Below are 25,668 nucleotides of genomic sequence, written 5' to 3'. Positions count from 1 at the left end.
TATTGGTTATATTCGTATGTAGTTAAAACCTGATTCATCATGAGGAAATTAGTAATTATTGTATTCTGTTTGTTCAACTATTTTGGATTTAGTCAAGAGCATATAGACTATCAAAAACCCCCGGAGGAAATCCTTAAGTTGGTAGATATTCAGCGAGCTCCATGGGTCTTATTCAACGACGACAGGGAATTTATGGTATTGGTCTACAGAAATCAATACAAATCCATTGAAGAACTTTCCAAGGATGAATTGAGACTTGCAGGACTTAGAATTGATCCGGGCACCAATATCGGAAGCAGGACAACTTATTATAATAATGTACAGGTCAAAAATCTGATCAAAAAAGATGGCAAACAAGTTCAGGTAACAGGGCTTCCGGCAGATCCGAGTCTTTCAAATTTTACCTGGTCTCCCGATCAGACCAAATTAGCCATGACCAACACGGTTAAAGAAGGTGTGGAATTGTGGGTGCTGGATTTGGCAACTGCTTCTGTAAAAAAGTTGACTGAAGCTAAAATCAATGCCAATCTTGGGGATGTAATCAATTGGTTTAAAGATGGAAATTCACTGCTTGTAAAAATGATCTCCTCGAACAGAAAAGATCTCATTGATACCAAAGCAGTAGTTCCATCAGGCCCAACCATATCAGTTAATGAAGGCAAGAAGGCACAGAACAGAACCTATCAGGATTTATTGAAAAATAAGAATGATGAATATAATTTTGAGCAATTGGCACATTCCGAAATTTTTAAGGTCGGCTTGGATGGCAGCCATAACAAATGGCTCGGTAGCGGTATGTACAATGAAATCTCTTTTTCCCCGGATGGAAATTATGTGTTGGTCAGCAGTCTTGACAAACCCTTTTCCTATTTAGTGACTTACAGGAGGTTTCCTTCCTCCACAAGGATCTATGATAATGAAGGCAAGCTTGTTGAAATCATTTCAGAGGTCCCGCTTATTGAAGACTTGCCAAAAGGATTTATGGCAGTGCGCGAAGGAAGAAGAGAACTGAGTTGGAGAAATGACAAATCCGCTACCCTAATTTATGTGGCTGCCCTGGATAAGGGTGATCCTGAAAGTAAAGTGGCATACAGAGATGAAGTTTTTCAGCTTGAAGCGCCCTTTAAAGGAGAAGGAAAAAGCATGGTAAAAACCATCAATAGATTTTCATCAGTTACATGGGGTAATGACAATACGGCCATTGTAACTGATAATTGGTGGAATACAAGAAACAGGAAGACCTATGTAATAGACCCTTCGGATAATTCAAAAAATCCCGAAGTGCTATTCGATCGCAATTATCAGGATAAATACAGTGATCCGGGGAATTTTGTAATGACTAGAAGCGAGATGGGTACTCAAGTATTGGCCTTGAACAACGGAACAGCTTACTTACTCGGAGAAGGTTTTACAGAAACCGGGCAGTTTCCTTTTTTAGATCAAATTCACTTAAGTTCTCTGGATAAAGACAGGCTTTATATTTCTGAGATCGAAGGAAAGAAAGAAACGCTGCAGGAGTTTGACCCTTTAACGCAAAGGCTCCTGGTTGAGATAGAGTCTCCAACAGAGTATCCCAATTACTTTTTCAGGGACTTAAAAAATGATAAACTCACCCAACTTACCTATAATGAAAATCCGTTTAAGAGCATTCAGGGAGGACATAAAGAAGTGATCAAATATAAAAGAGATGATGGCCTGGAACTTTCAGGAACTTTGTATTTGCCAGTAGGATATGACATGGTTAAAAAGGAAAAATTACCCTTGCTGATATGGGCATACCCAAGAGAATATAAGGATAAGTCAAGTGCCGGGCAGAATACACAGAACCCAAATGAATTTACTTACCCGTATTATGGCTCGATGATCTACTGGATCACGAGAGGATATGCTGTTCTTGATGATGCTTCATTTCCTATAGTAGGAGAAGGAGATCATGAGCCTAACGATACCTTCAGGCCTCAACTGGTTGCCAATGCCAGGGCAGCCATTGATGCTGTAGACGCAAGGGGTTATATCGACAGGGGCAGGGTTGCTGTGGCAGGACATAGTTACGGGGCCTTTATGGTGGCAAATCTTTTGGCCCATTCCGACCTGTTTGCAGCAGGAATAGCGCGCAGTGGAGCCTACAACCGAACGCTTACGCCATTTGGGTTTCAGAGTGAGGAAAGGAATTATTGGGAAGCTCCGGAGGTCTATAATGGTATGTCTCCGTTTATGCATGCTGAAAAGGTTAATGAACCGATTCTTCTTGTTCACGGAGAGGCGGATAACAATTCAGGGACATACCCCATGCAAAGCGAAAGGTATTTTAATGCCCTGAAAGGATTGGGCGCTACGGCCAGATTGGTTGTTTTACCCAAAGAAAGTCATGGATACAGAGCTAAAGAAAGTATTCTTCATGTGCTATGGGAACAAGACCAGTGGCTGGAAAAATATGTAAAGAACAAAATTCAAGAGGTTCCGGTTGTAAATGCACAGGATTAGGTATTTCGGTTTGCTGTGGAAAAAATTATTTTTTCTGTGTGAAGAAACCTGCGAAATCAAAAAATATAAAAGCCGATTCTTACTTAAAAGGTGTTTGCCTCATTGATATATATCATTGTTATTTTCAATTCTTCGGCCTACATTTAAATCTAATCTGAGCTTGAATTTCATAAGCACGGGCTTTGGAGGAAATTTGAACGCGAATTATTTCACGGCATGAAAAAATACAGATGGTTGATAGGGTTGCTGGTCATATTGATAGCTGCAATTGGCTATTTTTATTTAAAGCCAAAAATTGAAGCTAAAAACATTGAATATACCTATACATCTTTATTCCAGGGCGATATTGAGGCCAGTGTTTCAAGTACAGGGACATTGGAAGCCATAAATACCGTAGACGTTGGTACCCAAATATCAGGTACCATCGCCAAAATTTATGTTGATTTCAATGACAAGGTAAGACAGGGGCAACCTCTGGCCGAAATGGATATGAGAATGCTTCAGGCGAGGCTGCAGTCTGCCAAGGCCGATTTGGCAGTAAGCGAGTCAAGGCTGAATCAGGCAGAAGACCAATATAAAAGAAACAAGATCCTATTCGAAAAGAACGTTATTTCGGAGCAGGAATACAACAATTTAAAATACAACTACCAGCAGGCTAAAAGCAGCAGGGAAGCTGCACGTGCTGCGCTGACAAACGCCCAGACCAATATCGGTTACGCAAAAATAACCTCTCCTATTAACGGAATTATTATCGAAAAAAAGGTAGATGAAGGCCAGACCGTTGCTGCAAGTTTTGCCACCCCAACCATGTTTACCATTGCCGAAGACCTGTCAAAAATGCAGATTTTAGCTGATGTTGACGAAAGTGATATTGGTTATATAACCGACAGTATGCCTGTTCGTTTTACCATTCAGACCTATCAGGATGCACACTTTTTGGGAAAAGTGAGCCAGATTAGGTTACAGCCTGTAGAAATCAACAATGTGGTAAATTACAAGGTTGTTATTGAAGTTGAGAATAAAAAAGGAATGCTGCTTCCCGGGATGACTGCCAATATTGAATTTATTACGAACAGGGCAAACAATGTTTGGCTGATCAATAATTCGGCTTTGCGTTTTAGGCCCGATCTGGCCATGCTAAAAAAAATCAAACCGATGCTCGAAGAAAATGCCGTTCAAACATTGCCCGATTCGCTTCAGACGATATTTAAGGAGTCCATGAACAATGAAGAGCTTTTTACTCCGGCAAACTTTAAAAAAAGTTTACCCTCTGGCTTGGATGGATTCTTTTATAAAAACAACCAGGGAAAATTGGATTTTAAGTTTGTCGAGGTGGGGATCAAAGTAGGTTTACAGTCTGAAATAAAACGTTTTCTGGATGGCTCTGATATATCCGGAAACTTGAAAGTTATTAACGGCATTAAATCGAAAAAACGAAAATGACACCTCCAAAAAAAGTCGTAGAGACCAACAAATTGAGTCGTGTATTCAAAAACGGGGAAATAGAAGTCAGGGCCCTCAGCGATGTGGATATGCTCATCAATCAGGGAGATTTTGTCGCCATCATGGGAGCATCGGGTTCGGGTAAATCAACACTATTGCACATTATTGGCTGTTTAGACAGGCCTACGTCAGGGGAGTATAAGTTAGACGATGTAGTGGTAAATAACTTAGACAAAAATCAGCTGGCGGATATTCGAAATCAAAAAATCGGCTTTATATTTCAAAGTTATAATCTGCTGTCACGGACCACAGCGCTTGAAAATGTGGAACTACCTTTAATTTATAACAGATCCGGGCAGTTTAGGAACTCAAAGGAATTGGCTAAAAAAGCCTTGGACCAAGTAGGTTTGTCTGACCGTATCTACCATAAAACCAACGAACTTTCAGGAGGCGAACAACAACGGGTGGCCATTGCCAGGGCCTTGGTCAATAATCCAACCTTGATTTTGGCTGATGAACCGACCGGAAACCTGGATAGCAGATCCAGTTTTGAAATTGCAGATCTTTTTGTGCAGTTGAATAACAAGGGTAAAACGATTGTAATGATCACGCATGAAGCTGAAATTGCCCAATTTGCAAAGCGTATGATCTTTTTGAGGGATGGGCGCATTTTATCCGACAAACCCATTGAAAAAAGAAATACCAGGGAACAGGCGTTCAGGGAATTAGAAAAACCCGTAGGATTTGAAAATGATGGCTTATGAAACGGTTGTTAAAAATATTCAAAGTAGCATTTCAGTCGATTAATAAAAACAGGACACGAAGTTTATTAACGGTATTGGGTATTATCATTGGTGTTGGTGCCGTGATCATGACTATCTCGGCAGGAGAAGGAGCAACGATACAGGTTCAAAATCAGATTTCGGGCCTGGGGACGAACCTGTTGATGATACAGACCAAGATGGAGCATAAAGCAGGGATCAATGTCAGAATGGGACGGCCCATCGATAAAAAGGATTTTGAAATTTTACAGAAAAATGCGGTCTGGATGCCAAAATTATCACCCATGCTGGCTATAGGTGCACAGGCCATTGGACCAAACGGATATAAATCAACTATGGTCTACGGAGTTGCTTTTGACTATTTTTACATATCAAGCCGGGATCTGCAGTCCGGGAGTTTTTTTACTGAAGACGATGTGAAGTCGGCTAAAAAATATTGTGTTATAGGAGAAACGATAAGAGAAGAACTTTTCCCTGGCACAGACCCCATAGGAAGGCAGATACGCATCAATAAAGTCCCGTTTACAGTGGTTGGCTTGTTAAAAGAAGAAGGATCAGGTGGCATGCAGGATATGGACGACATTATTCTTGCTCCTTATACAACGATTCGAAACAGGTTGTATGGCCGTCAAAGAGGATATACCATGATTGTGGCAAGCGCCTTAAGCGAAGATCATATTATTGATGCTGAACTCGAAGCCACAGAGTTGTTGCGTGAATCGCACAGGATCGAGCAAGGTGATGAGGATGATTTTGAGATCATGACACAAATTGAACTGCAGGAGATCACAAGCAATATAACAGGGATCCTGACAATTTTAATGGGTGCCATAGCCAGTATTTCGTTGATCGTCGGGGGTATTGGTATTATGAATATCATGTTGGTTTCTGTTACTGAAAGAACCCGTGAAATAGGCACCAGACTGGCCATTGGCGCGAGGGAAAATGATATACTCACTCAGTTTTTAATCGAAGCCGTTGTATTGAGTTTGTCAGGGGGTATATTAGGTGTTGCATTGGGGATCCTGGGCAATCAGATCATTTACAGAGCCACTGGTTTTTTTATACCCACTGCTTTGTATTCTATCATGATTGGTTTTGGATTTTCAGCATTGGTAGGTGTGGCCTTTGGCTATTTTCCTGCCCGGAAGGCTGCGAAATTGAATCCGATAGATGCTTTGAGATATGAATAAGATAATTGAGCAAAAGTTAAAATGTAGAAACAGGCCGCACTCGTTTTAATTAATTTCTTTGTGATTGTATTTTGTGAATACTGGGTTTTATGCGTATTTTCGAATTGACGATAATCCGTAATTATTCAAATAAACATGCAACAGGATCAGAAAGATATTAAAACCCACCATACATTTTGCCGAATATGCGAGTCTTTATGTGGACTTGAGGTGCAAACGCAAAACAATCGGGTAATTGCCATTAAACCCAATGAGAACCATGTTGCTACTGATGGATTTTCATGTGTAAAGGGCCTGTATCAGCATGAGATGTATCAATCGCCTGACCGCTTAAAATATCCTTTAAAAAGACAAGAAGATGGTTCTTATGCCCGGGTTTCATGGCCACAGGCCATAAAGGAAATAGGTGATAAGGTAAAACAGTTACATAAAGATGACGGTGCCGATGCTATTGGTATGTATGTTGGCACAGCTGCCGGGTTTAGTGTTTTACATCCGGTTTTTGCTCAGGGTTTTATGACCGGATTGGGCTCTAAAAGTATGTACAGCTCGTCTACACAGGATTGTTCCAATAAATTTGCAGTCTCAAAACTTGTTTACGGTTTTCCGTTCACATTGCCCTTTCCCGACCTGGATCAGACCAATTGCCTGATCATCGTTGGAGCGAACCCAATTGTATCAAAATGGTCCTTTTTACAGGTGCCTAACCCCAGTAAAAAATTAAAAAACCTCGAAAGAAGGGGTGGGAAATTGTATATCATAGACCCGAGGAAAACCGAAACCGCCAGGGTTGCCGGGAATCATTTTTTTATACGGCCGTCCACCGACGTGTTTTTTTACCTGTCTTTTCTTCATGAACTTATCAATCAAAACGGCGTAGATAAACAATTTGTTCAGGACCATACCGTCGGAATGGATTCCATCAAAGACCTGGTAAAAGATTGGTCTCCCGAAAAAACAGAAGAAGTTACCCAAATACAGGCTTCGGATTTGAAGGAAATGGTTCGTGATTATATACAGGCAGATGGAGCAGCATTGTATTGCTCTACCGGAGTCAATATGGGCGGAAACGGATCATTGGCTTTTTGGCTGCAGGAAGTTATAAATGCTGTTTCTGGAAATTTAGACAGAAAAGGCGGAACCCTTGTAGGAAAAGGGGTGATGGATTTTATAAAATTCGGTGTTAAAAATGGCATCCTGATGCGAACCGATAAAAGCCGGGTTGGCGGCATGACTTCTGTAAATGATGCTTTTCCCGGAGGCTTATTGGCAGACGAAATCCTCACGCCTGGAGAAGGACAATTGAAAGCCCTGTTTGTTACCGGTGGAAACCCATTGATTACCATGCCCAATTCAGAGAAATTGAAAAAGGCATTTCAAAAATTGGAGCTTTTGGTGACCCTGGATATTTACCAAAACGAAACAAGCTCCGAGGCCCACTACGTTTTACCCTGCACCGATCCTTTACAACGACCTGATCTTCCGTTTATATTTCCACTGATGCTTGGCCTCCAGCAGAAACCCTATATACAGGCAACAAAAGCAGTGGTGGATCCTGAGGGGGAACAGCGAGACGAAAGCTCCATTTACCTGGACCTGGCAAGAGCAAGCGGAATGCCCCTGTTTGGGTCAAAGATGGCTCAGTCATTCTTTACAGGTATACAGCAATATCATACCAGGAAGAATAAAAAAGATTTTCCAACATTGCCACAAGAGGCCTTGCTAAATGGTTTGTTGCGCCTTACCAGGCAATCGTCATTTAAAAAGATACAGAAGCATAAAGATGGTATCTTAAGCAAAGGGCACAACCCGGGAAGTTTTATTCCGGAAAGGGTCATGACACCCGGTAAAAAAGTATGTTTGGCCCCGGAATCCTTATTGGAACAATCGAAAAAACTTGAATTGCATTTTGAAAATGAAAGAATCAATGCACATCGTTTTAAACTGATTACAAAACGTGCGGTTACTACTCATAACAGCTGGACCCACAATATTGAACGGATGACATCAAAGGGCCGGGCGACCAACTATGCCTATTTGCACCCATCCGACATGGAGGATCTGAATCTAAAGGAAATGGATTTAATTGATGTTGGTTCAGAAACAGCAAGTATCCGTATTGCCGTAAAAAGTTTATCCACCTTAATGCCAAAAACCATTGCGGTTCCTCATGGATGGGGACACCAACATGCCAAAGGATTAAATCATGCCAATAAAACCGCGGGAGTGAATGTAAATATACTGGCCGCTGATGGTCCCGACAGGTTGGATAAAATATCCGGAATGGCTCATTTAACCGGGATTATAGTTGATGTTAAGGCTGCAGAAGGAACCTTGCAGGCGACCTGGTCAGGGATTTAATACCAGGGAGATACGGGCCGTTTACCCCTATGAGCGAATTTTTTTCTTAGGCATTTTATCGGCCCAACTTTATGATATGATATGGCTGTGTGAACAAGAAAAAAGGGCTTAAAAAAAGAAGCTATTCTGGTGTTTTTTTGCCTTACAATCGAAGTTGGGAAAACTTAAAAGAACGATTTTATTCGATAGGGTCAATTTTTGAGTTATCGATTTGGTAAAATAATCACAGTAAATTTCGGAAGCCATAATTAAATCTTATGAAAATTTTTGAAGTGGTAAATTATGTAATACTACCCTTGAAAATTGTTTAGGTTTTTTATAAAAATGTATCTTTAGTCAGAACGAACCCTTAATTAATGAGCATGCGAATAGGTATTATAATAGGAAGAATTGGAGGAGTTGACGGCGTGGCCCTCGAAACAGAAAAGTGGATAGATATTTTAAAAAAAATAGGGCACGAAGTGTTTATCATGTCTGGAGAGTTTGAGTCCTGGAATATGGATTATCAGCACGATACACTTTTTCCTGCCTTGTCTTTTTTTTCGGCGGAGGCCGAATGGGAGCAACGGAAAGCATTTTTTGAACCCGATGAGGACCCGGGTCCTTTACTGGATCATATTGAGAAATGGTCCGATATGATTGAAGGAGTTTTAGCTAAATGGGTTAAAGACAAAAATATTGATGTTATACTTTCAGAAAACGCCTCTGCGCTGCCCTGTCAACTATCAATGGGTATTGGTATTAAAAAGCTGATCAAGAATACGGGCCTGCCTGTTGTAACCCATGACCATGATTTTCACTGGGAACGGGGCGAGCGTTACCTTTCGGTTCACCCGGAAGTGAACCAATATGTAGATGACAATTTCCCGTTGTTACTGCCCAATGTAAAACATGCGGTCATCAATACTTTTGGGGTGGAAACCTTTAAAAAAAGGTTTGATATTGAAGCAACCCTGGTTCCCAATGTGATGGATTTTAATCGTATTTATGGTGTTCCAACTCCCGAAAATCAATTTTTTCTTAGAGACGTTGGTGTTAAAAAAGATGAAATTGCCTTGTTACAGGTTACCAGAATTGTAAGGCGTAAAGGGATTGAAACCGCTATTTCGTTGATTGATCAGCTACATGATAAAAAGCTGAAACTGGTGATTACGGGAAACAACAACGATGATGAAAACAAAGAGTATTATAATGAATTGATAGATCAGATCCATGAATTGAATCTATCAAGACAGATCATATTCGCTGCACATAAAGTGTTAGATCATAAAGATTTATCAGATGTTTATGCACATGGCCGGGCCTGTACTTATTTTAGTACTTATGAAGGTTTTGGAAATGCTTTTGTGGAAGGAGTACTTGCCAAAAAGCCAATATTCGTAAATAACTACAAACCCGTATATATGCAAGACATTGGTAATAAAGGGTTTGAAACCATAATGATAGAAGACAGCAAGCTTACAAATGAAAAAGTTCAGCAAATGTCTGATATTATTTACAATCCAAAACGCTGTGTGGAAATTGGTGAATTTAACTTCCGGTTGGGTAAAAAATATTTCTCGTTTGATGTCCTTGAGGAAAAATTGAGTGAACTATTTACATTTTAAGAAAGTAAACAATGATTGATGATAAGAATGCGAAAATCAGTAAAGTATTAAAAGAATTAAATAATGAAAAAATAAATACGTGGTTTGATCTGGGCTTGTTTATCGACAGATTCAGAGAGAGGAAATTTAAACCGGCCTTTAAAGGCGATGCTGATTCATTTGGCCCTTATCTTGAAAAAGGAGGTATTGCCTTTGTTACATTTTATTTTACCATAGATGGCATTACCGTAGAAACAGAAAAGTATGCCAAGACCTTTAAAAATATATACCCGGATATTCCTGTCCATTTTATTGCCGGAGAAATCAAACAGGAAGCAGATGAGTTGATCCCTAAGGACGCTTTTAAAAAAGTGATCCCGGAGATGGAAGCTTTTGATGCCTGGCCCTTGTACAACGACTTCTTTAAAATTAGAATGGAACGCGGGAGCGAGGAGTACAACGAGTTGATTGGAAAGTTTTGGAAAGAAGTATTGATCCTTGTTGAAAAATTGGGAAGCTATATAGAAGAAAATGATATTTCGTTACTTTATTTAATCAATGTTTGCTCGAATCCGGGCAATGTTTCTTTGGCCCTTGCTACCGTTTTGATTTCGGAATATTTGGGGCTTCCGGTGATTAATAACAATCATGATTTTTATTGGGAAGGCGGTAACAGGAAAGTGGACATAAAAAAGAAAGGGCTAAAAAAAGGCCCCAGAGATTTCTTTTTCCACAATGCACATGTAGGTGAATTTTTCTCGTTGATTGAAATGGTTTATCCCTGGGAAAGTCGTTCCTGGATGAACGTCAATATCAATAAAATTCAACAAAATCACCTCATAGATATCAATGGTCATAATCCGGCAAATGTTGCTTTAATTGGAACGGCCGTAGATACGAAAACACACCAGATGAGTAAGCGCGATATTATAAAAGCGTTTATGCAGGTGTCTACTATTTTTGCAAATAAAAAGGATACCATTACCGTTCATGCAGCAGCAAAGCACACCAAAAGTAAACGTTCTTTACAACCCATATTATTGGGCTACAAAACCATACTCAATTTCGATTTTGTAAATAACAATATCGTTTTCCTGCAGCCAACCCGGGTGATTAGCAGAAAGTCGATTGAGCTTAACTTTAAATTGATCAAACGCTTATTTTCTTATGATTCATTTTATGAGAAATTTATGACCAATCCGCAACTAAAATTGTCTTTGATTGTTTCAGGGCCCATACCGCACGGGCAACAGGATTATTACGAGGAATTAAAAAAAGATTTTAAAAAGTTCTTAAAAAGTCTTCCCGATGAATTCAAATCAAGAGTTCTTCTCGGGTTTTTATTTAGTGAGTTCGATAAAAATGAATTTAAGAAAAAACACAAGAAGCCATTAGATATCGAGCAATTATACGATGTAGCCTCATTGATTTTATTACCCAGTCAAACCGAGGGCAGGGGCTTGCCAATTATCGAAGCTGCCGCTTGCGGAACACCTATCTTTTGCAGGCAATATGAACCAAGGGCAGTTTATGATGAAGTTATTGGCCGTCATTTGGACGAATCAATGCGTTTGAATGTCTTAGAATTCAAGGGTTCGAAAATCCCGAAACGATTGGCAGAAAAAATATGCGACCATGTGTTTTATCCTCAGAACAGGATGGTAGATGTAACGCATAACAGAAATGTGATTAACAAACGCTATAGCCTGGAATCCTTGCAGAAAAGCATGGAGTATATTTTAAAAAGGCTGCATTTACAGTTGGATGCGAATTCAATTGATGTTGATCCACAGGTTGTTGTTTTATTAAAGGAATACAAAAAATCGGTAAATTTTGCGAATGAAGATCTTGATGCGATCCTGAATAAAAAAACAAGACACTATTTACCCGGTTATGGGCGGTTATGGTTTATGCTAATGCTAAAATCGTTAATTGATCCCAGTTTTTTTAGGGTTGAAGAACAGCTTGTAAGGGGTATGGTAATGACTTATGCCAGAATGATGGAAAATGATATTCCTGAATTGGTTAACACTAATTTGGAACTAATTCACAGGTACTACAATGCCATTGATGACATTTTCAAATATGTTGATGGAGAATTAGCGATAAGGCATGACCACGCGCTGGCATACAGGCATAGAAATAAAAAATCGTATGCTTATCAGGCTTTTACCTATCAGGAAGTGACTGGTTTGGTCAATATGATATACAATGATGTTTTTAAGCCTAAAAATTTAGCCGATTTGACTTTGGCTCCACAGTTTTTTGCCGACTGGGAACTGGCTCTTTTTCAATTGACCAATAGCAAATATTTAGGGATTGACGACAGAAAAATATTGACGAAAAATTTAAAGAAAAATGTGCCTAAAGGCTATTTTCCGGGTCGTTATATCAAACATGAGTTGGAATATTTTGTCTTACAACCCATTCGTGCCCAACTGGAACTCACTATACAAGAAGAGATGACTGCCGAAATACTTAAGGCCAGGGGTCAGGAATTAGAAAAGGTATATATTTTTATACATGAGCCGAGAATTACAAAATGGTTTTCAAGTGCCAATATCAAGGAGTATTTAGAGAGTGGTAAGGAGCCGGAATTAGGGTTGTTATATAAGCAAGGTGTTGTTCAAATCATTGAAACGAAACAATGGTCAGAAGGTGTTCATTTCCCTCAAATGGGTGCCAAGGCAATCAGGATTTTAAGAGAAATAAAAGAGTCCAATGGCTTTATTATTACCAATGGAGAGTATGCAGCCATGATGACCGATATCATTGAAATTGACCATTTCCATATAGGAAAGGTGTTATATGAAATGACAGCTAAAATTATGGGAATTCCAAAAAACAGCGGTTTTATTCAATTTGTGCCAGCCGGTGTTCGCACCACTTTGGCCTATCCGACACCTATTCAAACTGCCAAGGATTTTGAAACCATATTAAAGAGCGATTTATATAATGACATTAGGAATAAGATCGGAGAAAAGGAATTGCTGGGCGCCATTTCAAAGGATGCCATTGAAAATGGAACTCCAATCGAAAAGCTTTTGGAGCAATTAAAGCGGCAAATGGAAGATGATAAGATGATTGAAAAAGTGAAATCGTCATTTGCCGGAGGTGTGTATCAGGATGGATTACCCTGGAGTGGGGTATTGGCCGAAATTGACATGAAAGAAAACAACTGGAAGTTTGCGGCCCATATTGCCAATAAGGAACCAAAAAATGTACCGGCTTTGGTTAATGAATATAAAAAGGAATACAATAATTCAAATAAAATTGAGCTCGCTTGGAACGGGGGATATATACTCAACCCGGAACTGGTCGGAAAACTTGGCTTACCCGAAACATATATCGGCTCACCCTTAGGTTTACTGATCATGGACAGCAAGGTGTTCTGCCCGCCACTTTTTAATAAACCGGCTTTTATAATTTATAAAAATGGCCATGTAGACATCAGGAAGGTAAATAGCAGGGCAGGTTTTACGATAAGTGGAAAACAAAGAAAACTTGTATTCAAGGCAGCCAACTATAATAAGCACAGTAGTTCAGAACCCTGTTATTACGATTTGACATATGCTGATGAAGCCATACAAGGCAATGGAAACGTCATTATCAGGATAGCGGGAAATACCGTAAAACAAATTATTAAGACAAAAGCGAAAGAAACTGTGGGTATCATTCCGGTTGGAATCACCTTGTCTGTTCCTGTGGAATTGTTTTCAAGTACAGTATTTGAAGTAGGCAAACCTGTAGACATCAGGTTAATGGAGCCTGAAAACAACCCTTATCATTGGGATGATGTATCGTATGCCATTGAAGCGGGCCCCATGTTAATAGATAAAGGGAAGCAAATATTGAACATGGAAGAAGAAGGATGGAAAACAGCCAATTCGATTAAAACCCAGGCCGCCAGATTAGATTTTACCGATATGCGAGGACCCAAAATAGCTGTAGGGATAACCTATGAAGGTAAGCTCATGGTGCTTATGGTAAACGGCAGAATTAGAGAATCTGTAGGTGCGACACATTTTGATATGGCGGATATCCTGTTGAAATATGGAATGGATAAAGCTATGGGCTTCGACCCTGGTGGGAGCAGCACCTTGGTAGTTGACGGCAAGATCATGAATATTTCACCCTATAATAAAAATTACGAAAAAGATATTTACTCTTTACCACCCGAACCGAGGTTTGTGGCAAATACCATAATGGGGTGGATAGAGGACCAATAAACCAGGTATTATTTTTATTTATCCTTTTAAATTAATTGATTTGAAGGGTCTTTACATTTTTACCCTGACACTTTTATCTGAATTGAAGCATCTGGTTTTGATACGACAGATAACAAGGTTTGCCATGGAAATAAAAAAAATATGTAACTTTAAGAGGAATTTTTAATCTTAATCAACCTTTTATCATGAAAAAACTAAGTTTAATTTTGATTTTTATGCTCTTCGCCGGTTTAATGAACGGACAAATAAGTTATTTACAATACCGCCATGTACCTGCCGATCAGGAAGCAAAATTTTTAGAACGAGAAACGAAGCACTGGTCTAAAGTTGCTCAGGCTGCTGTTAATAAAGGGCAAATGTCATCCTGGTCGCTTTGGAGAAAAATTGGCATTACCAGTGCAGATGAGTTGACCCCAAACTATGTTTTTGTCAACAGTTTTGAAAGCCTGGATAAAATGGATCCAGATAAGGTGTGGTCAGATAATATGGATGCCCTTGGTGATGTAAAACCGGAGGATATAGAAACCAGCTCATTTACAACCACAACCTTTGATTATTATATACAATATGAAGATCATATTGACGGAGAATATAAATACGCACTTGTAAATTATGCGAAACCAACTGATTTAACAGCTTTTATCCAGGAAAATAAATCCCTTTGGAAACCGGTCCACGAAGACAGGATCAATAACATCATGAATACCATGACCTATTGGGGTATGTCATCTGTAATTTATCCTGCAGGAAACCAGGACCGCTTTTCAGTTTTTACGGTTGATGGATTCAATAACCTTAACGATGTACTCGATTATCTTAGATTTACAGAGATATCCGACAGTTCTCCCAATGCAGCTGCAATGGATGATTTAGCCGGAAAAACCAAAATGGATGAATTGATGCCTAATGGTTTTGAAAGAAGGATTATTTATGAAAGAGTCATGACGGTTAAGTAAAAATATGTGTCAAATTCAGGCCAATCGATTTTTAACATCAGGTTAAAATTCAAGAAATATAAGTAAACAAGAACCCCATTAAAATTAATTAATGGGGTTCTTTACTTCTTACCTGCCCGCCGGCAAGCAGGCTTCTCGCCAACATAATCCCATCACATTCTTTTAAAAGATAAAACAATCGTTAATAAATCTCTTGATAACTAATAAGTTGCAATCTCGATGCACTTAATTAAAGTGTTAGTTTGTGGTCATGATTAACCTAATCCATTTTGGATATAATTCTTATAAATAAAAAGATCGATGAAAAACTTAATTATTCTAATCTTGATACTTGTTCCGGCTGGAATATTTGCTCAGGAGTCATCAAATGTCAATACGCTGAAAAAGGATAATTTCAATCAGTACTATACTGCCTCAGAAATAGCTTATGCAGAAGACAATAATTCACTTATTTCATTATCGGATGTCGGATTGACTGAAAGAGAATATGACCTCAAACCTTTTTTGGATCCGGATATGGGTGAAGTCACGGAAGAAGATCTGTTCTCTAAAAAGAAAAATTTGATTCTGGATTCCGAATCATACATTGGTGACGGGATGGTTACATTTTCAAAGGATGGAAAGACTGTTTTTTTCAGTGCCAACAGAAAAATAAAAAAGAATAAGCGACAAAATGAGGATGAAGTGAAGATAAAAAGAGCAGTTAATCTTCAGTTATTTAAAGCAAGTGTGAATGAAGATGGCTCATGGACAAACTTGGAAATATTGCCCTTTAGCAGCAGTCATTATTCCACCGGACAACCCTTTTTAAACAAAGATGATACCAAACTGTATTTTGTGTCTGACGGTCCTGAATCATTAGGTAGGACCGATATTTTTGTAGTCGATTTACTTGAAGATGGAACTTATGGTAAACCCAAAAACATGGGACCAAAAATCAATAGTAGAGAAAGAGAAATATTCCCATTTATAGATGAAGAGAATTTACTGTTGTTTTCTTCGGATGTTCAGAATGAAAGCGGTGATTTGGATGTTTTTGCCAGTAAAATATTTAATCATTCTGTCTCTACACCTATTAAATTGAAAGGAAACCTGAATATTCAAAAAGATAATTCAGTTTCAAGCATTGATGATGCAAAAGAAGGTAAGGGCGTAGCGGATTTTTACGCCTCAATTGATGTTTCTTCAATTGAGATTGACTGCCAGCAGGAGATTTCAGGGATTGTTAAAGATTCAGACAACAAGGAATTGCTGCCAAATGTACAAATTATGCTATTCGATAATAATGATAACAAGCTATTATCTTTTTTGTCTGATGAAACGGATGCTTCTTTTAGTTTCAAGCAATCCTGTGATGAAACCTATACATTAAAAGCCTACCTAGATGGTTATTTAACAGGAGAAATTGATATAAAAACCGTTAATGACATAAATTCGGATCCATTGGAAATTATAATTCAAATGAGCGCGGATCCGGAGAATACTAATGATGTAATTGCGAAGGTATCTGAGATAGATAAAACTGCCGGTTTGAAGTTAGAGACGAGTGTAGTTGAGACGGCTACGGTTAACCCCGATAACAATTCGTCCGATCATGGCTCATCATATAATTTCAACAGTGATCTTCAGGTTTTCACCGTGCAGATCGGAGCTTTTCAAGGAAATGCACAAACTGTCAAATACATCAAGTTATCCGGCTTGTTCAATCATGTTTACAATGATGGATATAACAGGTATTTTTCAGGTATTTTTGAGTCTTATAAAGAGGCTGAAAAGCATAAGGAATTGTTGAAAAATAATGGATATAAAGACGCTTTTATTGTTGGCCTGAAAGGAGAAGATAGGTTTTAGAGAGAAAATCGAGAATAATTTTCACTTCACACTTTACACTTTACAGGTATTGAAATATTTACTAAATTGGGCTTTCAAAAATTTCCAACATATCAATCTTACTTATCAAATGGAAAGGTAAAAGACAAAGTTCAAATGTAGAAGACAGAAGAGGGAATTCAGGTTCTGGCAAAGACATTTTGGGGTTTAACCCTATGCTGTTGGCCGCCCTGATCAGGCTTCTTTTTTCAAAAACAGGAATGATTTTCGTCGGTATTTTTCTTCTGTTTTCATTTATCACAGGTAATAACCCATTAATTTTTTAGGACAATTTTTTAACAGTGTCATCTGAAGCACCCTGGAACTGGATGATATTGAATTGTTATATTGAGGGATCACTAGAAATAAACAGGGCCTTACCGTGATTAACATCAAAGTGGATTATTGGGTTTAAATTTATATGCGGTTTTTTGCTTCCCTTTATATTCATCGTAATCTTTGAATCCGGTTTTCTCATATAATTCTATATACCTTGGATCATCCATGATAAAATCAAATCTCGAATCCCTTAAAAGAGAAATAATTGGTTCGCGACGGTCGTAACTTATATAGAGGTATTTGATCGTATTCTCTTTGTCTTCAATAAAAGCATAAAAAGTTGCTTTGAAAATAGGGTTCTGAAGAGAGTTAATGCTTGATTCCTGGTCGTAAGCAAGTATTTTCTTAATCGCAGTTTTAAAATCATTTTGTTCAAGGAATGATGACATAATGCTGTCCTTGAGATCTTCCTTTGTGAAGTGTGCCAAAACCTTTCTGGCCTTCTCAAATTCTTTCTTTCTCGCATAACCAAGCCAAAGAAATTGATCCGCCCCGCCTGAATTTGGATCTTCCTGAAGTAAAAGCAGACAGTATTCAATACATTTGTCATAATTACCCGAATAATACAAGTCCCTGGCATATGCTGCTTTCCATTTTATTTCCATAGGGTCCTGTTTAATCGCTTCCTGATCCAGTAAAAGGCCCTCTTCGACTTGACCGAAACCACTTAAAAATGACGCGAGCATGCATTTTTCATCTGCCCCGTTAGGATTAAGAGCAACGGCTTTCCTTTTTTCCTTTTCTGCCCTTAGCCAATCATAATTATGAAAATAATAACTTCCCATGGCAAGATGTGCCCCCGGACTAAGGGAGTCTAATGACAAAGCTCTTTTGGCCAGCAACTTGGCCGAGTCAAGGGCGATCCTTCGTTGTGACACATTATTGGCTTCCAGAACCCAATCGGACATATTAAAATAGGCAAGTGATAAATAAGCACAGGCTTCTGCAAAATTGGAATCGAGTTTTACGGCTTTTTCAAAGTATTTCATGGGCGTGAATACTTCATCCTCCTTCATGTTAATAGGGCCATTGACAAATTGTAATTTTCCTTTTAAGTAGTTTTCATAGGCCAGCGGGTTAATTTTTTTGACCTGATGCGTTACCTCATTCTCAAGGCCTAAATTTGATTCTATCTTTCCGGCGATATCAGTGGCTATTTTTGATTGTAAGGCAAAAATATTTTCCATGTCATCAGTATAAGATTCTGAAAAAATGATAAATCCATCTTTTGCATTGGCAAGGCTTACCGAAATCAGGATCTTGTCTTGCTGCCTGCGAACGCTGCCCTCTAGAATTGTATTGACCTTAAGTTGATCTCCTATACTTGTGAGAGGTTCATCTTTATTTTTAAATGAGAAGGAAGAGGTTCTTCCTGCCACCGAAAGTTCCTTGTATTTGCATAATTCATCATAGATTTCTATCGCAATACCATCACTCAAGAATTCCTGGTCTTTGTTGGGGCTCATATCCATAAAAGGGAGCACGGCAATCGTATTTCCTTCGACCGATGTACTCCTGGACGCTTGATGCTGGAGTTCTGAATTTGATGGCTCAATAAAATGGATACCAATAGCTACAAGCAGTACGATCAGAATAATAATATTGAGCCGCTTGTTGGTGGTCGCCGTAACCGAATCATCTTTAGAAATATGTTCCGTTTTTTTTAAGCCTTCTGGGGTTACTTCATACACCCAGGAAAAGATCATCCAAATCGGCAAACCGACTGCCATTAAAATCATCAAGGTTTTTAAGACCCAAACAGGGGCTTGAAATATGGGAAGGATATTGGTTAAAACCTGAATTAAAACCCAGGCAATAACAATGTATGCCATGGTGGCCTTGATAACGTTTCGCCTCTTTAATTCTTCAAAAAACTTCATCTTGTGAAGGTTTACCCTAAAGTTAAGAATAATAGTTGAGTTTTTTGATCAAATGGAGCTTAATAATTGGAGATAAAACCGGCTAGTTTAATGCAACTTTCAAGCCTTGTATCAGCTGATTTATTTCGTCCATAGTGGTATAGTGTAAAAACGAAATTCTCAACACACCGGGATCTCTCGGGATATTCATGTCTATCAGTGGACGGTGGGCATAAAAATTGCCCATACCCAACATCAATTTTTGATCGGTTAAGCTTGCGTACACCTTTTTAATATTTTTGTTTTTGGGGATAATGGAAACGATAGGTTCCCTGTCTTCTGCATGATCAGGGCCTACGATTTGAATGTCATCGCGAGATCTCAAAAATTCAAGTAAACGCTCCAGCAATTCTTTTTCATGTTCCTGAAATAATTTATTTATTGCGATGTTTCTTTTGGCTGGAGTTGCTTCCTCATTGAAATGATGCTGATAAACCGCATCAAAATAATCTAATATACCACTGGCAGCTGCAATTTGTGCGTGATCAGGCCCTGCCGGTGTCAGCATACTTCGGGTAATCCCTTCCTTAAAAAAGTGAGATTGGTTTTCCATTTTAAGGATCAATTCCTTATCAACGTACATCAATCCCAAATGCGGGCCAAATGTTTTGTACAATGAAAAAAGATAAATATCGGCAGCAAGCTCCTTTACATCAGGAAAACCATGCGGAGCATAACCTACGCCATCCACAACAGAAAGAGCCCCATGATCATGAGCTCTTTGGCTAATTACCCTGACCGGATTCACATGGCCAATCACATTTGAACAATGAGGGAAAGCGACCATTTTAGTTCGATCAGAAAATAAACCATCCAATTCATCCAGGCTCAAAAGCCCGGTTTCAGGATGTACGTGCCATTCTATGATTTTTATGCCTCGATCTGCTAACCTTCTCCATGCACCTGCATTGGCTTCATGATCCTGGCATGAAACAATGATTTCGTCTCCCTCTTTCCACATGGGAAGCATGGCATGTGCCAAGACATATACATTTTGAGAAGTAGAGGGACCAAAATGAATTTCTGATGGCTCTGCGTTGAGGTAATCGGCCATTCTTTTATAAGAGGCCTCCATCAAACGACCTGCCAGCATGGAAGCCGGATAGGGATAGTTTACCTGCACCTTGTTTTTCATATAGAAGTCGGTCAGGCGATTGATCACCTGTACACATGGATAAGAGCCTCCGGCATTTTCGAAAAAGGCCCAGCCCTTAAGAGAAGGTTCAGAAAAAGCAGGAAATTGTGAGCGGACAAATTGTAAATCAAGTTTCATAATTAAAGATCAGCGTTTAATGTGGTTTGGATTTATACAATAAATATAGGGATTAAGTTTGAAGCCTGTCTGACGGTTCGGCAGTGATTATCTCATATGATTTTAAACTAATTCTTTCAAAGCCTATTGTGACGAAATAGCGATCAAATACCAGGCTGCATGGGGCAACCATTGCTCTGCCCAACGCCAGTCATTGTCTTTGCCCGTTTCATTAAAACCCCGGTTTAAGTCGATATCATTTTCATTGTACAAGCCGGAGGTAATTCCATTGCAAATACCGCCTGGGGCATTGGTATACTCATACGAATTAAAAAAGAGGTACTGCACATTATTGCGTCCATGACCTTCAAGCATACAGGCGTCAAAAGGATTGAGCCCCAGGATCCAGTTAAGCTGGTTCCATGCGTATGCTTCCAGTTCAGCCTTAAAAAGAGGATCATCTGAAAAAATTTGACTGGCCAGCCTGGCGGCCGTAGCTAAGGAACCCAAACGCGCATTTTCTCCCTGCCACCAAGGTGCTGTTTCGGTATCATGAGGAAAGAAGAAGCTGTTTCTTTTTTGCCCTTCTTTGTTTTGAACATATTGTCTGGCATATCCAAAAGGATTATTGACTTCGGAGCTGAGCCTAATTTCTGATGCTAAGGATTTTTTTACGACTTCCAGTACAGCCTTTTTATGATCAATAGATGCAATCTCTGCATATTTGATAAGGCTGACTGAGGGTAAGCCGGCATCGGCAGCATGAAAAAACGGGCGATTGCCCTCATCTGCCCTCCAGTAATAATGCCCTGATTTGTTTTGAACCAGCCTGTTTTTTAATGAAGTGGCCCTTTGGTCCGCAGCTTTGAGAAAGATTTCATCCTGGGTGGCTTTATATAGTTCTGTAGCAGCCATTAAAGCGCAGTAATCGTCTACAATATTTTCTTTTCCGTCGTTTGTGAGTTCTACATTATGTTTCTCAAGATAGAGAAAGGCTTCTCTTGCCGCTTCCAGATAATCTGAATTATCAAAGTCTCCTGATACGTCAAAGGTACCGGCTATAGCCAGAGAGGCTATTGATAATCCTGCCCCGGCCCTGTAACTCACCTCGTAACTGTCTGAATCAGAGGTTTCATCATCCGTTCCATCTATGCCTTCCGAGGGTTTTTTGGTAAGGCTATAACCGGTCATAGTAGGCGTGATTCTTCTGTCTTCGGCTTTTTTTTCGGCTCCCTTGCCTGAGATGGTCCTAAAAAAGGAACCTTCTCTGGTTTTCATGCGATATAAAAAATCAGCGCCATACATGGCTTCGTCAAGGAGCCTTCTTTTGTATTGTCTAAAATTAGGATCTCCCCTTTTCTCCAAGGTTTTGTAGGTCTCAAATAGACTCCAGACGGTCAGGTTGGTCTGTTGCGGGTTAAAATAGGTTGAAAATGTTAAATGAGACAGGTGCTTGCCATAATCCCCCGTTGCATCATACCAGCCCCCATGCACATCAACCGTATCCGTGCGGCCTTTTAAAAAGGTCATGTTGCGATCAGCTTTATCAAGTAATCCTGATGACCTTTGCCCTTTAAAATAATAGACCACATCCGATAGGGTATTTCGCTCTAACAAATTATCCTGAATAAGAAACGGATAAGAATCAACCCTCTCACCGTTTACCTCACATTCTATGGTATAGGTTCCGGCTCGGGTCACATCATCAAAATTAAATACCCAAAAATGCCAATCGCGCCATTGGTCAACGGTTCCTGTATGTATGGGCAGCCCTTTTTGAACCTCTTTGCCGGTAAGATAATCTCTAATGATAAAAGCAGTAACCTTATCCTCAGCCGAAGTCAGGATTACACCGGGTTTGGGCGCATGAGTCTCGTAACCGATATGGTTGTATAAAAGCTTCACCTGTGCCTTACTCTGATATGGTAAAAGAAAAAGCAACAGGCCTAAACTAAGCGAATGGATCAGAACTTTCATAAATGGTATTTTATGCGTTATTGTTTTTTAAAATCACTGTTGATTATTGAGGCTTTTAACTGCCGCCGTCATTGCTTTAAAACAGGCCACGTCACTTTCTGTATCTTTATCACTTTCCTTATGATTTTTATAGGCCTGCATAAAATTTTCGGCCGGTGACCAGACGGTATGCATTACTCCTAAAAGGTTTTCTTTCATTTCGGGGGTTGCGTTGCTTTTCAAATCATCCATCATGCTTACCTGTTCTATTGCAACCTGCGGTTTTCTCCAGGAACAGGCTACCACATCAAATCCTTTCAGGCTGAAATAAGCAGGGGTCGGGAGTGCTCTTTCATAATGCCAGTCGGCGATGATCACTGATTTAGGGATCATATCAACGGCTCTCCAGGTATTATTCATACTCGCCTCCCACATACCGATACCCGAGGTAGAAGCGTCGATTAACCGATCTCCCCAAATCCAAAGCCGGGACTCATTTTGATTCAGATGATTGTTGATTTTGGTGATTTCACCCGCATATAATTGGGCAGGGTCCTTTCCTTTGCAGCGAGGGCATTTTGAATCAGCCAGATAAAATACCTCGTCCATCCCCGCGTGAAAAGCCTTGGCTTCAAAAACTTCCACGATTTCATCTACCAGATCAAATACAACGTCATGTACTTCAGGGTGCAGCGGGCAATAACTTTTACAATACAAGCCATCGGCATTGGGCCATTCATATTTTTCGGGAATTTCCACATGAGGAGTTTCATCAAATTCAGGATATACCGCAAGCAATTTATTGAGTGTGCCTGCCCAACTTTGATGACCCAAAAGATTTACCTGAGGGATCAATTCAATGCCGTTCTTTTTACAAACCGTTACAAGCTGTTTTACCTGCTCTTTCGACAAGGGGTTTTCATCCCTGAGTTCGGGCCTTGATTCATAGGCATAATTAAAATCAACCCTTAAAATCAAGGTATTGATACCGGCCGGGGCCAATTCTTTATTTACAAACTCAACGAATTCGTCCAGATGGCTGGTTTTAGGAGCCGCTATACAGAGTCCATTTACGTTAAAAACACTTTGTGCCTGTAATGGCAGTATAAAAATAAAGAGCACTAAAAAGGGATAAAAAAACTTTTTCATCTGATGAGGTATTGATGTTTTCATGATAAAATGCATTTGTTGGTAATTTTAATTACAGCTTTAATTTATATCCTTTTTTCTCTAACCAACCGGTAAAAATAACAACGAGCAAGGCGAATGCGAAAGAAAGCAATAAACCTAAAACAGCTGTGTTCAAAAGATCCGGAAACCGAAACCCGCTGAAACTGCGCATGGGGTAAATAAAATAAGGTATCATATAGCAGGTAAGTGTTGCAGTACCTGCCGGGGCAATAATTTTGGCCCAACCTGTAACTTTTTTTTGATCTGCGATATAATATAAAACAGCAAACAATATAAATCCTATACCTGTGCATATGGCCAGCCAGGAAGGGGTTCCCTGTATTTTTGAAATCCCCCAAATGGGCCTGGTTGCCAATCCATATATGAGATTGATAAGGCCCAAGCCGAGCAAGGTGGCATAAAACCATTTCAGGTCTTTGTACCTAAGCTTTTTAAACAGTAATGTTGCCACAATTCCGGCGGTGGTAAAAGCGGGAATAGTTCCTGTTAAGACAGGAGATAAATATACCAATGGTCCATCCAGTTTAGGTGTAAAGGCACTATGTGCCAGAACGGCTAATCCGTTTAAAACCATCCAGAGAATCACCATCACCCAAAGGTTTCCCTTTGCATAAAGATAGACCAGGGCATTGAGCAGGTAGGCCCAGCCGATCAACCCCAGGATGCCCCACCACTGGGTGGTCATCCATAGTTCACCATGCTCCCCTCCTTTATAAATAAATGCTAAAAAGGCCAGGATCAGGTATCCCGATGCCTGCAGGTAAAAATGCCATTTTTGATCAACCGGGCTCCTTTTCCAATTGGTCCAGATCAAAACAACTGCCGTAGCCATGAGCAGGCACCAAACACTTTTAGACAGGATCATGCTTGTATGGGCCGTCTCGTAATTGACCATATACAAACCGATGACCAAAAGGGAAACGGAGCGTATTAAAATATGTTTGGCTATGGCAGCCGGACTATCTTTTTTGTCGAGGCGATTCTGAATGGCCAATGGTATACTCAAGCCGACAATAAAGAGGAACAATGGAAAAATAACATCTGAAAACCCCATGTAATCTTCTGTTGCCGAGGCATGGGTTAGCCATTTAGGAATGTCGATAAGTGTCCAGAAGTCGTTGACCCAGATCATGAATACCATGGTCAGGGCTCTAAGAATATCAATCGAAGCGAGTCTCATTAAAAAAAAATTAATTAAAGTTGATATCAGTTATTCTAAATATAAGAACCCAAAATAATCGGGTACATGAAAATTTGGCTCCTTGGTCATGGTGCTGCTCCAGCAGGCAAATGTTGCGTTTTTATCATCGTTCTTCCAATTTGGGTCGGCATGATCCTCCTTGGAGATAATGCGATATAAATTCATTCGGAACACTTTGTTGTTTTTATTGATGGGATCCTGGATCAAAGGCAATGGAATTTTTATTTGTCCTTTCCAAAGATCCTTTTCGCGATCTTTTATGACGCTGTGTTCTATTTTTGCGATTTCATTAGCGATGAGTTCTACGTCAAAAGTTTGCTCATTTTTATAGCGGTTCTTTACTTTTCCAAGAAACAAGGCATTATTGGGGTTGAGTTGAATTTCCCAATAGTTTTCACTGGCATCCTCTCCCGGGCTGATGAATATTTCAAAAACTTCCTGGTTGAACATTGGACTGTTATCTTCAATATAAAAATTTTGATCCAACCGCGGATTGTCATGACATTCAAAATCGATGAACAGATAATTATCATCATATTTTATGGCGACCCGTGTTTTTTCCTCAATCGGTTTGCCTCCTGAGGAGTGATGAAAATATGGGTTCTCCAGCCTCGTAAAATTACGGTCGTTTATATACATGACAGGGACATCAAACTTTTTCTCCTGCTTGTAATCATATACTGTTTTGCTCAAAGTACTTTGTTCTGGTATTTTCCTTTCGCACGATAAGGCCATCGTCAATACAAATATTAGGATGATGTTGATCATTAGATGATATGTGCGGGGATTAATCGTTTTTAAATCTAAGAAAGGTAAGGATTATTAGTGGTCTACCAGATAAATTTCGATAGTCAACGAGCCACTAAAGACATTCGGCACCTAAGTTTCGATAGGTGGCTTTTAATTC

At 39.5% G+C, this 25,668-nt stretch carries 15 protein-coding genes; 9 read left to right on the top strand and 6 right to left on the bottom strand.

Features of this window, described 5'->3' with window-relative positions; genetic code table 11:
- Positions 1–39: 39 nt before the first annotated feature.
- The 9 genes from AABB81_RS10840 (at position 40) to AABB81_RS10800 (ending at position 16,885) form a co-directional block, all read left to right on the top strand.
- Positions 40–2,484 (top strand): S9 family peptidase, encoded by a 2,445-nt coding sequence (locus AABB81_RS10840; protein ID WP_342160524.1) that lies wholly within the window; start codon positions 40–42, stop codon positions 2,482–2,484.
- Positions 2,485–2,700: 216 nt separating this feature from the next.
- Complete coding sequence (locus tag AABB81_RS10835; protein WP_342160523.1) at positions 2,701–3,927, top strand: efflux RND transporter periplasmic adaptor subunit; 1,227 nt, start codon at positions 2,701–2,703, stop codon at positions 3,925–3,927.
- Positions 3,924–4,691: an ABC transporter ATP-binding protein gene (locus tag AABB81_RS10830; RefSeq protein WP_342160522.1), complete on the top strand. Its 768-nt coding sequence runs from the start codon at positions 3,924–3,926 to the stop codon at positions 4,689–4,691. The genes AABB81_RS10835 and AABB81_RS10830 overlap by 4 nt, the downstream gene beginning before the upstream one ends.
- Positions 4,688–5,902 (top strand): ABC transporter permease, encoded by a 1,215-nt coding sequence (locus AABB81_RS10825; RefSeq protein WP_342160520.1) that lies wholly within the window; start codon positions 4,688–4,690, stop codon positions 5,900–5,902. Before AABB81_RS10830 ends, AABB81_RS10825 begins: the two co-directional genes overlap by 4 nt.
- A 135-nt stretch (positions 5,903–6,037) precedes the next feature.
- Positions 6,038–8,263, top strand: coding sequence for a molybdopterin-containing oxidoreductase family protein (locus tag AABB81_RS10820; RefSeq protein WP_342160519.1), 2,226 nt, complete (start codon positions 6,038–6,040; stop codon positions 8,261–8,263).
- A 362-nt stretch (positions 8,264–8,625) separates the two neighbouring features.
- Entirely contained in the window at positions 8,626–9,870 is a 1,245-nt protein-coding gene (locus AABB81_RS10815) for a glycosyltransferase (RefSeq protein WP_342160518.1), read from the top strand.
- An 11-nt stretch (positions 9,871–9,881) separates the two neighbouring features.
- Positions 9,882–14,078 carry a phosphodiester glycosidase family protein gene (locus tag AABB81_RS10810; protein ID WP_342160517.1) on the top strand — a complete coding sequence of 1,399 codons (4,197 nt, stop codon included), beginning with the start codon at positions 9,882–9,884 and terminating at the stop codon, positions 14,076–14,078.
- Between the two features lie 185 nt (positions 14,079–14,263).
- On the top strand, positions 14,264–15,034 hold the full coding sequence (locus AABB81_RS10805) for a hypothetical protein (protein WP_342160515.1): 771 nt from the start codon (positions 14,264–14,266) through the stop codon (positions 15,032–15,034).
- A gap of 300 nt (positions 15,035–15,334) precedes the next feature.
- Positions 15,335–16,885 (top strand): hypothetical protein, encoded by a 1,551-nt coding sequence (locus AABB81_RS10800; RefSeq protein ID WP_342160514.1) that lies wholly within the window; start codon positions 15,335–15,337, stop codon positions 16,883–16,885.
- 410 nt (positions 16,886–17,295) lie between these two features.
- Here the strand turns inward: AABB81_RS10800 and AABB81_RS10795 are convergent, their stop codons facing one another.
- The 6 genes from AABB81_RS10795 to AABB81_RS10770 all read right to left on the bottom strand — a co-directional run bounded on the left by AABB81_RS10795 (position 17,296) and on the right by AABB81_RS10770 (position 25,454).
- On the bottom strand, positions 17,296–19,122 hold the full coding sequence (locus tag AABB81_RS10795; RefSeq protein WP_342160513.1) for a hypothetical protein: 1,827 nt from the start codon (positions 19,120–19,122) through the stop codon (positions 17,296–17,298).
- Between the two features lie 82 nt (positions 19,123–19,204).
- Positions 19,205–20,434, bottom strand: a complete 1,230-nt coding sequence (locus tag AABB81_RS10790) for an aminotransferase class V-fold PLP-dependent enzyme (protein WP_342160512.1) — start codon at positions 20,432–20,434, stop codon at positions 19,205–19,207.
- 123 nt (positions 20,435–20,557) lie between these two features.
- Positions 20,558–22,390, bottom strand: coding sequence for a glycoside hydrolase family 9 protein (locus AABB81_RS10785; protein WP_342160510.1), 1,833 nt, complete (start codon positions 22,388–22,390; stop codon positions 20,558–20,560).
- 33 nt (positions 22,391–22,423) lie between these two features.
- On the bottom strand, positions 22,424–23,542 hold the full coding sequence (locus AABB81_RS10780) for a family 20 glycosylhydrolase (protein WP_342160509.1): 1,119 nt from the start codon (positions 23,540–23,542) through the stop codon (positions 22,424–22,426).
- Positions 23,543–23,570: 28 nt separating this feature from the next.
- Positions 23,571–24,740: a heparan-alpha-glucosaminide N-acetyltransferase domain-containing protein gene (locus AABB81_RS10775; protein ID WP_342160508.1), complete on the bottom strand. Its 1,170-nt coding sequence runs from the start codon at positions 24,738–24,740 to the stop codon at positions 23,571–23,573.
- A gap of 30 nt (positions 24,741–24,770) precedes the next feature.
- Positions 24,771–25,454 carry a carbohydrate-binding family 9-like protein gene (locus AABB81_RS10770; protein ID WP_342160507.1) on the bottom strand — a complete coding sequence of 228 codons (684 nt, stop codon included), beginning with the start codon at positions 25,452–25,454 and terminating at the stop codon, positions 24,771–24,773.
- Positions 25,455–25,668 lie beyond the last annotated feature (214 nt).

The organism is Lutimonas vermicola (genome assembly GCF_038433205.1).
Taxonomy (GTDB): domain Bacteria; phylum Bacteroidota; class Bacteroidia; order Flavobacteriales; family Flavobacteriaceae; genus Lutimonas; species Lutimonas vermicola.
Note: the sequence above shows the minus strand (reverse complement) of the source record. Positions and strands in the feature narration are given on the sequence as shown.